Below are 13,001 nucleotides of genomic sequence, written 5' to 3' on the forward strand. Positions count from 1 at the left end.
TTTACTTTTGGGTTTCGGCTAGGTATTGCTCCTTGGAAATAAAGAAACCATCCTTTAGGTAGTAAACTGCACCATACTCATGGTCGACACGAGTGTAGAAGGTGATTGTGTTGTTCCGGTTAAACACTGTTCTGGTAAGTATTATTCGTGGATAACGGATAACCTCATCGGTACGTTCACGGGTATATCGTTTGGCAATATCCTCGGCAGCAAGCAGGGTTACAACCTGATCGGCATCCTCCTTGCCAATTTGGGCGCTCATTTTCTCGGCCACAAGCTTAAGACGTAACTCAGCATCGCGCTTACGCTGCTCCTCAAGGAGCAACTTTTTTTGTTCCTCTGCCCTACGGCGTTCCTCCTCCTCGCGTTTTAGCCGTTCGGCTTCCTGCCGAGCTTTTTCCTGTTCTGCCTTCAGGCGTTCCTCACGTAGTTTAGCTTCGGCAATAGCCCTTTCTTCAGCCTCTTTCTTTAACCTTTCAGCCTCTTGCAGCTTTGCCTCTTCCTCGGCTTTACGTTTGGCTTCCTCGGCCAATCGTTGAGCCTCAGCCTCCTTGCGAATGCGTTCCTCTTCCTTTAAACGAGCCTCCTCGGCAGCCTTACGTTTAGCTTCTTCCTCCTGACGGATACGTTCTTGCTCCTGTTTAAGCCTTTCCTCCTCCTGCTTTCTCAATTCTTCTTTCTTACGGGCTTCCTCCTCTGCTTTTAACCTCGCCTCTTCCTCGGCTTTTTTGCGTTGCTCTTCCAATCTTTTTTGTTCCTCTAGTTTTGCTTTTTCCTCTGCCAGCCTTCGCTCCTCGGCTTCCTTTCTCAGCCTTTCCTCTTCTTTAAGTCTGGCCTCCTCGGCAGCTTTACGTTTTGCTTCCTCCTCCTGACGGATACGTTCCTGTTCTTTTCTCAGCCTTTCCTCCTCCTGTTTTCTGAGTTCCTCTTTCTTACGAGCTTCCTCCTCAGCTTTTAACCGTGCTTCCTCCTCGGCCTTTTTCTTAATTTCTTCCAAACGCTTCTGCTCTTCCAACTTTTTCTTTTCCTCAGCAATGCGTCGCTCTTCAGCCTCTTTCCTTAGCCTTTCCTCCTCCTTTTTTCTTGCCTCCTCAGCAGCTTTGCGCTTAGCTTCTTCCTCCTCTTTACGTTTTTGTGCTTCAGCTAAAATGCGTTGTTTTTCCTCCTCTGCCTTTCGGGCTTTTTCTTCCTCCTCCTTCTTCTTTTTCTCCTCAGCTAACTTTTTGTTTTCATTTTCAATTTCTTTAAGCACTTTAAGGGAGTAGTCGGTATCGTAAGTAAAGTCTCTTATATCCCTTGCATACATTATCTTTGCAACAGGATTGGCATACTCCTTAATAACGTCCTCACTCTGTTTTTCAAGAACCACATCAAATCCGGTCATTTGCTGAATATCCTTACGGAATGTTTCAGGAACCCGGGTATCAATTAAAACCTTTTTAGTGATATAGTCAGGTTTCTCAAAAACTATGATATACTCGGAGTTATACTCAAGAATAAAATCAAAAACTCCTTTATTGCTAACCGATATGGTTTGAACTACATTTCCGTTTTGGGTTACTGTTACCTTTGAACCCTGTAAATCGCCCTTTTTAACTATTAGCCTAGCCGATACCTGCAGTCCATTCTGAGCAATGGCCGATAGGCAAAGTAAAAAAATAACCGATATTGTAAAAAAAGCCTTTGATATTATTGATTTCATGAGCGACATATTCTGCATTTTCAGTCCAAGCAATTGCAAAATAACAAAAGTTCTAACAAATTAAGTAAAAATATTTGAAAGTGATACGAATAAATTGACTAATCGGTTCGACATTTTGTAATAATTCTTGATTTGCGTTTTGTATCCGATGCTATTATATCGAAGAATTCATTGGTATACCTAATTAGCTCATTTCTTTGCGCCTGGGGTAAATAGTTAAACGTGATAATAGTATGGTTTATTGTATCTTTTAGGTTAAGGAAATAGCTGAAGGCATCAGCAAACTGCTGTTCCGGCTTACAGTAGCCATTGAAGTGTCGCTCTTTAACCGATTTAATGGGTAGATGCTCAGCAGGAAGCGCATAGGGAGCATCAACATAACCCGAAAAGTCGAAATCAAAAGGAACGGGAATGGAAGGGGCATAGGGTTCGGGCTCAATTAGTGTGATATTGTGCAATGCCTTTATTGACCAATCGGTATGGCCAATCATGTACTGAAAAATGGCCATCCTATTGTAGTAGTAGCTATTGCAGGCGTTGGGGTGAGTGTTTTTAGCATCCCTTACCACTCCTCCTAATCTTCTTGATAGTATTTCAACCGGTTCAATTACAAAGGCATAGCAAATTGACTGGTTGCCATAGTATTTATCTACCATATTCAACCTTAAAAGCCTTACCCTGTATGAATAGGGTGAAATAATCTGGTAAAGCTTGTAAACAAGGTACTCCTTTAGGACTAAATCTTCGTATCTGCTAGATTTTTGGCATGGTACCACCAATTTTAGTTTATCAATACCCTCAAAAATGGTATTTGAGGTCTCTTTTGGTTTAAATTTTATGAGCAGCGGTGGTTGGGAACAATTTGATGCCTTTCGTCGGAAAATTCCACGAGTCCTTATATCAACGGGAATACCAATAGTAGCGCCATTTTCGTCCTCATAGCTTAAATATCCTTTATGGTACGATGGGTCTTCGCCTATATCGGCAAAAACTTGCTGAATGCCAAATTCAAGTTTAACATCAAGCAATGAAGTATCGGCAAATATAGGTTGCCCATCTGCTAAATTGCTAAAAAGTAGCAATACCAAAAGAATAGTATTTGATGCAATTCTGTTTAGCACCACTCATTGAAATGGTTCTCCTGTAAAAATACAATTATTTGGGCAACTATGCTGATTTTTTTCTATACCGTAGTATGGCTATGCTTAGAACTGCAACTGCCATTAGACTGATTGATATAAAACTATCTTTCAGGTTTGTAAAATCGGAGCCTTTTAGAATGAGCATCCTGTTTACCTTCATAAAGTAGTATAGCGGGTTGATGGTATTAAACCAGTTTGCCCATTTTGGCATGCTCTCAGTTGGGGTGAACAACCCACTTAGCATCAGGAAAACAATCATGAAAAAGAAAGCCATAAACATTACCTGCTGCTGATTGCTAGCCGATGTTGAGAGTATCAAACCTAATCCCAGTGCTACCAAAAGGTATATTGCAGCAAAAGCAAACAGAAGTGGAATGCTGCCTGCAATGGTTAGGTTAAATACAAGCCTGGCAATTAGTAGCCCAAACGACAGTTCAAATAACGCAATTATCCAGAATGGAAGTAGCTTGCCAATTACAAACTGATAGGGCTTAATAGGGGTAACGTTAACCTGCTCAATGGTGCCAAGCTCTTTCTCCCTAACAATATTGATTGCCGTTAAAAACATACCAACAATGGTAACTAAAATTACAAGAATACCTGGAACCATGTAAAGCTTATAGTTCAGTTCTGGATTATACCAATACCTTACGCTTTGTTTAGGTTTGATATGATTAATATTTTGTATTGAAATGCTGGATGCGAAGTTCTGAATAATTCCGGTGGTATAACTCTGTGTTAATGCTGCCGCTGTAATGTTAATGGCATTCAGCATAAGCTGAATATTTACGGGTGCCCCCTCAACTAGGCTTTCCCCAAAACGCTTTGGGATTACCAGTGCAGCATCGGTTCTACCTAAATCAATTAGTTCAACAGCCCTGTCAACATTGCCGCTAACAGGTATCAAGGTATAAAACTTTGATTGGTCAAAAGCGTTTATTAGCCTGCGCGATTCCGATGAATTATCAAAATCAACTATGGTCAACCTGATGTTTTTCATCTCCTGTGTAGCTGCGTTAGCCAGGATGAGCAGCTGAACGATGGGCAATACGAATATTATTGGTAGTATAGTTTTATTCCTGAAAATCTGAATAAACTCTTTCTGTAAAAGTATTAGTATCCTTCTCATAGCAAGCTGTATTACTCCAAACGAACTTTAAACTTTTTGATACTAAGGGCTATAAAAACAGCTGTCATGGTTAGCATTACCAGCACTTCGCTTATTACGTATTGTAAGCCTTGCCCTTTTATCATTATTGTTTTTAATGCCGAAAGGAACCATCGTGGTGGCATAATCAGGCTTAACCATTGCAGAATTTTTGGCATGTTTTCAATGGGGAAAATGAATCCCGATAGGAGAATGGTGGGCAACATCAATGCAAACATTGACATGAACATGGCAACAGCCTGACTATTGCTCAAAGTGGATATTAAAATTCCTAATGATAGGGCTAACACTATGAACAAGGAGCTAACCCCCATCAGTAAAAGGAAGTTTCCCCTTAAGGGCAGATGAAAAACTGTGTAGCCCATTAAAATGATTACCAGAACATTGGTAAATGCAATGCCTATATAAGGAATTACTTTACCTACAACAATCTGCCAAGGTTTTAATGGTGAAACCAACAGTATTTCCATGGTACCCATCTCTTTCTCGCGTGTAATTGAAATAGAGGTCATCATTGCAGTAACTAACATTAGTATAAGTACCATGGTTCCTGGCACAAACATGAATGCCGAGTTCATTTCCTCATTATACAGCATTCGGCTTTGAACGTTTACCCTCTCCTTTTGCTGGCTTGAACCAAAATACTCCGCAGTAAACGAATTTACTATTCCTTGTGCGTACGATGCCAGAATACTTGCTGTATTGGGGTCTGAGGCATCGGTTACAACTTGATAATTGGCATAGTTTTCATTTTGAAGCTTTTGAGTGAAATTGTTACCAATAATAAGAACCAGCTTGGCATCGCCATTCTTGAAAACTTCATCAATTTCTTTTTTGCTTTTCAGATATCCCTTAAAGTTAAAGTACCCCGATGATGAAATACGCTGCACTAGCTTTTTTGTGTTATAATCGTTGGTGTAGTCAAGCACGGCGTAATTGGCATTCTTGATTTCACTGGATATAACAAAGCCAAAAATTAGCAGTTGCAGGACAGGCATTACAAGCACAATGAGCAGCGTTCGCGTATCGCGTAATATGTGCTTAAATTCCTTGGTAATAAAATTCGAAAACCTCCCCTTTGCCATAGCTACTCAATGTTTAATTTACCATTTCGGGATAGTAGTAAGAACAAGTCGTTCATTGACTCAACTCCATGCGTCGATTTTAGCTGCGCGGGTACACCCTGAGCTTCAATTCTTCCATCAACCATAACAAGGACTGTATGGCAGTACTCTGCCTCGTCCATGTAATGAGTGGTTACTAGCACAGTTGTTCCCATAGAGGAGATTTGATGAATGGTTTCCCAGAACATTCGTCGTCCAACCGGGTCGACACCGCTTGTGGGTTCATCGAGGAAGATGATTGGGGGCTTATGCACTAACGATACCGCTAGCGAAATTCTTTGTCGCCACCCAACCGGCAACGATTCAACTTTAGTGTCTTTAAAATCGTGCATTTTGAACTCCTCCACAAGTTCAAGTGCACGTATTCTTAGCTCTTTTCCCCATAACCCGTAAATACCACCAAAAAATCGTATGTTCTCCCAAACCGTTAAATCGCTGTAAAGCGAAAACTTTTGGCTCATATAGCCAATGCTGGCCCTAATTTGTTCAGGTTGAGTGTAAGCATCATAGCCCGCAACGCTAATTTTCCCCGATGTGGGTGAAAGCAGCCCGCAAAGCATCCTGATTGTGGTGGTCTTACCAGCACCATTGGCTCCAAGAAGTCCAAATATTTCCCCTTTACCAACACTAAAGGTTAGGTGATTTACAGCTATAAAACTTCCAAAGCGTTTTACGAGGTTTTCAACCTCAATGGCATTTGTCATTTCACAAGATTTTTTTCCGAGAGTTGGTAAATGAAGTAATCCTCAATGCTTGCCTGTATTTGAACTACATTAGCTTCAACTCCTACCGACATCAATCTATCGTGAAGTCTTTCAGGACTTTCATCATTGTAATTAGTTGCGAAGTGAATACTATCGCCAAACATGTAGGCGGTTTCGCATGTATTTAATTGCCTAATGGCATCTAAACTACTCCATGCATTGTTTGCTTGAATACTAAAGAGTTTATAGGGAAACATTTCAGCAAACCCTTCGGGAGTGTTAGTTCCTAAAATTCGCCCTTTCTGAATCAATGCAACCGTATCGCACTGCTTTGCCTCATCCATGTATGCTGTTGAAACAAATACGGTAATACCCTGATGCTTAATAGAATGTAACAAATCCCATAGTTCCTTTCTTGAAACAGCGTCAACTCCGGTTGTAGGCTCATCGAGTATAAGCACCCTTGGGCGATGAATCAATGCGCACGAAAGTGCAAGTTTTTGTTTCATACCACCCGATAGCTTTCCGGCAGGGCGATTTCTAAATGGTTCAAGCATATGATATACACCCTTTACCAGTTCGTAATTTTCCTTAACTGATGTTCCAAAAACCCCGGCAAAAAAGTTTAAGTTCTCTTCCACGGTTAAATCGGAATAAAGCGAGAAAACAGCAGGCATATACCCAATTTCGCCCCTTATCAGTTTATACTGGCCTACGGTATCCAAACCAAAAACTGTTACATTCCCGTTATCGGGAACTAATAGCGTTGTAATAATTCGGATTAACGTTGATTTTCCTGCTCCATCGGGGCCAATTAAACCAAACATCTCACCCTCTTCAACGCTCAGACTTACATCGTCAAGCGCTTTTACCTTGCCGTATGATTTTGATATGTTAGTTACTTGTATTGCAGGCATTTAGATAGAGTTTAGAATTAAACGTCAGTGTTCAGTAAAAAAATTATGTCAGGAAGAAGTAGATAAAAAAGTAATCCAAAAAAACATAACTGTCTATCATTCTCTGCACATAGAACACAAATCAATGCACACTAATCTTCAATCCTAACCTCCACGGGCATTCCTATCTTAAAATAGCCATTTGGGTTGGGAACTCGAACTTTTACAGCATACACAAGGTTAACCCTTTCGTTCCTTGTTTGAATAATTTTTGGAGTGAATTCAGCTTCCGATGAAACCCATGCAATTTCGCCTTTATCCTCCTTGAGGTTACCATCAGGCGTATCGGTTAAAATTGTCACCTTACGGCCAATGGAAAAATCGGGAAGTTGAGTTTCATCAATATAAACCCTAGCGTAAACCGTATCGAGGGTACCAATTTTGCAAACCGGTTTGCCGGTAATAACCAACTCTCCCTGGCTCACATAGCGCGATATTACTGTCCCTGAAACAGGTGAAACCATGTGGCACCGCCACAATAAATCCTGAGCCTGGGCAATTTGAGCATCTACAGCGTCAATTTCTGCTAACACCCCTGAGCGTTGCGCATCAAACGTTGCTTTTTGCTTCTCGGCAATTTTGAACTTTCCCTCAATATCATCGAGCTGACGCAGTGTTGCAGCGCTATCGGCAACTAATCGTTTTACCCTATCAAGTTCCTTTTTCAGGACGTTCAGCTGCTCATCCTGAACGGCAATTTGAGCATCAATACCTTGCAGCTTTGCCTTGGCAGCCTTTAGCTGGGCATAAAGTTGCTTTAGTTTAAGGACTTGCGGTAAAGTATCAACAATTCCAATAAGTTGATTTTTCTCTACTTTATATCCCTCGTCGATTTTAAGTTCCAGAAGTTTACCGCCCACTTCTGCGGAAATGGTTACATCGTTCGATTCAATGTTCCCGTAAGCATCAGCTTTCCCATTATTCCTGCTACATGAAATAACAATTGCAGCGGGAAGAATTACCTTGATAAGATTTTTCCAATTCATTGGTATAATTTTTTAATCGTTAATACTCATGCCAAGTGTGAAATATAGCTTCACAGCCTCCTGTGAGAGCTTTATTTTATGTAACTCCATATCAATTCTTGCTCTAAGCAAGCTGTTGAAGTCGGACAAGTAAACCGATGATGTTATGGTTCCGTTTTTTAGCTGCGATGCTGATGCCTTTACTGACTTTTCTAGCAGCTCAACTATTTTTTCATCGGTTTGTATTTGCCTTTGTAACGATTGTATCTGCGCTAGCGCTGATGAAACCTGCGCACTACATCCTTCATCGTAAGCATTGCGCCTATATTGCAAAATGTTCTGTTGGATTTTCAGGGTCTGCCTCTCGCGCGATGTGCTATTCCAATCCCATATACTCCATGATAATCGGGCTCCAACCAAGGCAAAGGAATCAAACTCATTGGAAAGCATGTTAAGTCCCGGTTTGCCATAGCCAACCCGTGCAAATGCACTTAGCTTAGGCATTCGCCTGCTAGTCAAGGCACCTGCTGCTGTTGACAGGTAGCCATTCTGCAGGTCAAAAAGTTTATAATCGGGGCGTGAACAAACATCCTGGTTTGGTATAGCTAATGAGGGTATAATCCCTTGGGCACTCTCATCAATTTTTACTCCCGTAAGTGAGTAAATTGATTCTGCCAAACTATACCGTTGCGAAAGGTTTGCATCAATGCTTTGCTCCAACCTAAGCCTCTCAGCCTTTAAAGCGTTTGCTGATGATTCCAGCACTACGCCCGCATTTACACCGGCCTCAAGCTCCTCTATTCGCTTATCGAGCTCCACGGCCATAGCTTTAAGCTGCCTGATTGCCATATCGGTGGAAAGTATTCCAAAGTAAAGCGAAGCCACCGTTTCCTTTTGGGTGTAAAGTTCGCTTTCAACCTTGTTCTGCTCAAGTTTACGCGATTCATCTTCAAGCTGATGCATCGATTTTGTTGCACCTCCATCCCAAATCAGCTGGCTAACATCGATAGTCAGTTTATAGTTGTCGTTGTCGGGTGTAGGGATTGAAATGCCCGGCATGGGAATGTTAACTTTGGTTACATCCGATTGCCAGGTGGCCTCGGCATTCAATTCTACTTTTGGTAAGTAGTTTACCTTGATATTCGACTTCCTAAGCCAGTAAACCGAGTCGGTTGCCGCACTAACCTTGTAAAGTTTATTCCACTGCTCCATGCTTTTAAGTAAGCCCGGCAGAGTAACCGTGTTCTGGCTCTTTAGCATATAGGTTGAAGCCAGTAAAGTAATGGTAAGCGAAATAATTCTTGCCTTTCTCATTGTTAAAATCATTTTAATCTTCCTTTTAGAAAGTAAATCATAAAGTCAGCAACATACCTTTTGCGTTCACTCAAAAACTTTTGGTAATCGCCCTCGTTGCCATTAAAAAGCACCTGTTCAATGATTGGTTTACCGGCAAAGGGGAAAATACAAGAGCTAACAGTTGTTACCATAAGGTGAAGCACCTCGTTTACGCTTAATCCCAATTCATGGGATAAAACCTTCATCACATCTTTTAGTTTTTCGGCATTGATGCCCGATTCAGTAATGAACTGTGCAATCATTTCGGGATTTCGATTAGCCTCGCGCAGTACAAAAGCAGGTAGAAAGGGATTTCTAAGGAAAAGTTCGATATACTCTTCCACAAAATGCCGAATTTTTTGCTCATAGGTCATCTCCTTGGATAGTAATACAGGTATGAGCCGTGGAAAAAAGTTGTTAAGCTCAACCTTAAAGATGGTCATGAAAAGCTTTTCCTTTGAACGGAAATAGTAATGCAGCAGAGCCTTATTAATTCTTGCTTCATCGGCTATTTCCTGCATACGCGCCCCATCCAATCCCTTTTGGACAAACACGCGTTTGGCAGCCTCAAATATCTTACTCTCAGTGTCTTTCTCTATTTTTTTTGGTGTCATACAACATTAACCATTTGGTTAAACCATACGGCAAATATCTGACACATTTTTTTATGCTCCAAATTTTTTAGTCACTTTTTTAACCATTTGGTTAATTTTTTTTGTATGCGGCTAATTATCTATATTTGTGATTAGCTAATAAAGGTTATTATGGATATTCACACACCAATTGTAATTAACGGAATAAATATTAAAAATCGGGTTGCCTTGCCACCCATTGTTAACTTTGGATGGTCCGACTCCGATGGAAAGGTAAGCAGCAAGCATATTGCACACTACGAAAGAATTGCTAGGGGTGGCACCGGTCTAATTATTGTTGAAGCCACCTGTGTGAATCCCACTGGTAGAATTTTCAGCTACCAGTTAGGTATTTGGGACGACAACCACATTGAGGGACTTGCCAGAATTGCTGAGGCTGTCCACAATCACGACGCCAAGGTTCTTATTCAGCTTCACCATGCAGGACTTACCACACGGAAAGCTGTTGCCGAAAAGGCCTTTGGTCCCTCCGTTGACCCGGAAAACGACCGTTCCGTAGCCTTAACCAAAGAACAAGTAAGTGAACTGGTAGAAAATTTTGTAAGCGCAGCCAAAAGGGCACACCTAGCCGGCTTTGATGGTGTTGAACTACACGGTGCCCATGGTTACCTGCTTAACCAGTTCGCCTCTTCTGCCATTAACCACCGAACCGATGAGTATGGTGGAAACTCTGAGAACAGGTTACAATTTGCAAGGCAAATCATTGAAGGTATTAAGGAGGTTACACCCTCAACATTTATTATTGGTTACCGCATGGCTGGTTGTTCCCCCACCCTGAACGATGGAATTGAAATTGCCAAGTTGCTCCAGGCATACGGCGTTCATTACCTTCATGTATCGCACGGTGGCGAAAAGGGTGTTAACCCCACGGTTCCTAACAATTTTGAATACAACCATGTGGTTTACATGGGAACAGAGGTAAAAAAGTTTGTAGGTGTTCCTGTAATGGTGGTTAACCAAATTAAATCGCCTGAAAGGGCTAATAAGTTGGTCGCACACGGCTTAGCTGATATGGTAGCCATTGGACGTGATATGTTAACCGACCCCGATTGGGTTACCAAGGCAAAAACAGGCGAGGCTATAAACCTTTGTATTGATTGCCAGCCGCGCTGTAAACGCTACACCAAACCGGAATCGTGCCCACTGGCGGAGTAGGTAGAGGGAAGGATAAAGGATAAAGGATAAAGGTTAAAGGTTAAAGGTTAAAGGTTAAAGGTTAAAAGTTAAAGGGTAAAGAACCTGTCCTGTGTTAGCGGGAATAAAAGTAAAAGGTGCTTCGTGTTTGGTGTTTGGTGTTATGAAAAATCCAAATATTTGGTAATCAGTCATATATAAGCCACTCGCATTGTTTTTTGTCATTATCAATCTTCAACTATCAACCATCAACTATCAACCATCAACTATCAACCATCAACTATCAACCATCAACTATCAACTATCAACTATCAACCGTCAACCATCAACTATCAACTATCAACTATCAACTATCAACTATCAACTATCAACCGTCAACCATCAACTAATGTGCGTCATCCGTGTTCCATTTCATTTAGCGAACAACGGACAGCATGCTGCAGATATTTTCCAAGCCCTTTAAGCTAATCTCTGTTCAAGTTAAATTCCCCTGCTTTAAGTCGCTTTAAATAACCTTCGGCCTCGGCTTTCATTACTGGGAATAAAAGCAGTAGCGCTATCAGGTTTGGAATGCTCATAAAGGTGATAACCATATCCACAAAGTGCCAAACCAAATCGATACCCCAAACCGAACCAAAGAATACAAATAGGGTAAAAACATAGTAGTATGGTTTAATGGCCTTATCGCCAAAAATGTACTGTGCAGTTCTGGTTCCGTAGTATGACCAGCTAATGATGGTGGAGAACGCAAAAAGTAGCAGGCTAATGGCCACCATGTGACGCGCTAAAAAGCCAATGCCTATTTTACCCAAACCCTCCTGAAAAGCGGCAACTGTCATCCCTACCCCTTTAACGGCACCATCTAATCGCCATACGCCGGTTAAAACAATAACCAATGCAGTAAGGGTACAAATTACAATGGTATCGATGAATGGTTCAAGCGAAGCCACAAACCCCTCACGCATGGGGTATGGAGTTTTTGCAGCAGCATGCGCCATAGGCGCTGAACCCTGTCCGGCCTCATTGGAAAACAAACCCCGGCGAACACCCCATATCATAGTCATAAAAAAGGTTGAACCCACAAAACCACCAACTGCTGCTTGGCCCGTAAAAGCACTTTTTACAATCAACCATAAAGCTGAAGGTATGTCGGCATAGTGAACACCTATGACAAGAATTGCTGAACCAAAGTAGATAACAGCCATTAAAGGCACAAGCTTAGAGGTAACATTGGCAATGCGACGCAATCCGCCAACTACAATTAAAAACACCAACGCTGAAATGGCTATACCGGTGTAAAGAACAGGGATATTATAGCTAGTTTTTAAAACATCGGAGATTGAATTGGCCTGAGCCATATTGCCAGTTCCTAATGAACAAAGAATCCCAGCAAAGGCAAAGAAAACAGCCAAACGCTTAGCCCAAACACCCAGCTTATCCTTAAGACCATGTTCAATGTAGTACATAGGACCGCCCGAAACAGTGCCATCGGCATTTATTTTACGGAACTTTTGCGCCAATGTACATTCAACCATTTTAAGCATCATGCCAAAGAAACCGGTAACCCAAAGCCAGAACACAGCCCCAGGCCCGCCAAAATAGATTGCAAGGGTAACTCCAACAATATTTCCGGTTCCAACAGTGGCTGAAAGCGCCGTGGTAAGAGCCTTGAAATGGCTTACATCGCCTACATCATCGTGCTTGCTATATTTCCCTCGAACCAAGTCGATAGCATGCTTAAAATAGCTTACCTGTAAAAATTTAAGCCTGATTGAGTAGTAAATGCCGGTTGGAACAAGCAGGGCTAATATCAAGTAACCCCCAACATACTCGTTGTAAAGCTGAATAACGTAATCGAAGCTTTCCAGAAAAGAGTTCATGGTTTTGGTTTGGTTTAGGTTATCTCACAAAAATAGAAAAAACAAAAACCTGTCAAAGGATAGACAGGTTTATTGTTAATAAGTTTAAAAATTTTTGTCATTTAGATTTGATTTGGTAGATTTAAATTCAATGTCGTTTAGTTTACAAAAATATACAAGCCTGTCATCCTGAGCGGCCTGTCCCGCCCTAGCGGGGAGCGAAGGATCTCTAATCGACCCCATGCGACGTTTCGATTAG

General features: G+C 41.5%; 11 protein-coding genes. 1 reads left to right on the forward strand and 10 read right to left on the reverse strand.

Annotated elements, in window-relative coordinates:
* Nucleotide 1: 1 nt before the first annotated feature.
* From WHS63_RS05060 to WHS63_RS05100, 9 genes are all read right to left on the reverse strand, one after another.
* On the reverse strand, nt 2–1,702 hold the full coding sequence (locus tag WHS63_RS05060) for a hypothetical protein (RefSeq protein WP_445204165.1): 1,701 nt from the start codon (nt 1,700–1,702) through the stop codon (nt 2–4).
* A 98-nt stretch (nt 1,703–1,800) separates the two neighbouring features.
* Nucleotides 1,801–2,790 (reverse strand): hypothetical protein, encoded by a 990-nt coding sequence (locus WHS63_RS05065; RefSeq protein ID WP_445204166.1) that lies wholly within the window; start codon nt 2,788–2,790, stop codon nt 1,801–1,803.
* A 79-nt stretch (nt 2,791–2,869) separates the two neighbouring features.
* Nucleotides 2,870–3,973 (reverse strand): ABC transporter permease, encoded by a 1,104-nt coding sequence (locus WHS63_RS05070; protein WP_445204167.1) that lies wholly within the window; start codon nt 3,971–3,973, stop codon nt 2,870–2,872.
* Between the two features lie 11 nt (nt 3,974–3,984).
* A complete protein-coding gene (locus WHS63_RS05075) occupies nt 3,985–5,097 on the reverse strand; it encodes an ABC transporter permease (protein WP_445204168.1) in 1,113 nt (370 codons plus the stop codon).
* A gap of 2 nt (nt 5,098–5,099) precedes the next feature.
* Complete coding sequence (locus WHS63_RS05080) at nt 5,100–5,840, reverse strand: ABC transporter ATP-binding protein (protein ID WP_445204169.1); 741 nt, start codon at nt 5,838–5,840, stop codon at nt 5,100–5,102.
* Nucleotides 5,837–6,757 carry an ABC transporter ATP-binding protein gene (locus WHS63_RS05085; protein ID WP_445204170.1) on the reverse strand — a complete coding sequence of 307 codons (921 nt, stop codon included), beginning with the start codon at nt 6,755–6,757 and terminating at the stop codon, nt 5,837–5,839. Before WHS63_RS05085 ends, WHS63_RS05080 begins: the two co-directional genes overlap by 4 nt.
* 131 nt (nt 6,758–6,888) lie before the next feature.
* On the reverse strand, nt 6,889–7,782 hold the full coding sequence (locus WHS63_RS05090; RefSeq protein ID WP_445204171.1) for an HlyD family secretion protein: 894 nt from the start codon (nt 7,780–7,782) through the stop codon (nt 6,889–6,891).
* Nucleotides 7,783–7,794: 12 nt separating this feature from the next.
* Nucleotides 7,795–9,075 carry a TolC family protein gene (locus WHS63_RS05095; RefSeq protein WP_445204172.1) on the reverse strand — a complete coding sequence of 427 codons (1,281 nt, stop codon included), beginning with the start codon at nt 9,073–9,075 and terminating at the stop codon, nt 7,795–7,797.
* Between the two features lie 8 nt (nt 9,076–9,083).
* A complete protein-coding gene (locus WHS63_RS05100) occupies nt 9,084–9,710 on the reverse strand; it encodes a TetR/AcrR family transcriptional regulator (RefSeq protein ID WP_445204173.1) in 627 nt (208 codons plus the stop codon).
* 150 nt (nt 9,711–9,860) lie between these two features.
* Between WHS63_RS05100 and WHS63_RS05105 the strand changes: the two genes are divergently transcribed.
* Nucleotides 9,861–10,904 carry an oxidoreductase gene (locus tag WHS63_RS05105; protein ID WP_445204174.1) on the forward strand — a complete coding sequence of 348 codons (1,044 nt, stop codon included), beginning with the start codon at nt 9,861–9,863 and terminating at the stop codon, nt 10,902–10,904.
* Nucleotides 10,905–11,347: 443 nt separating this feature from the next.
* Here WHS63_RS05105 and WHS63_RS05110 read toward each other — a convergent pair whose 3' ends face one another.
* Nucleotides 11,348–12,763: an alanine/glycine:cation symporter family protein gene (locus tag WHS63_RS05110; RefSeq protein ID WP_445204175.1), complete on the reverse strand. Its 1,416-nt coding sequence runs from the start codon at nt 12,761–12,763 to the stop codon at nt 11,348–11,350.
* Nucleotides 12,764–13,001: the final 238 nt, after the last annotated feature.

It is taken from the genome of Tenuifilum sp., assembly GCF_037481895.1.
Classification (GTDB): domain Bacteria; phylum Bacteroidota; class Bacteroidia; order Bacteroidales; family Tenuifilaceae; genus Tenuifilum; species Tenuifilum osseticum.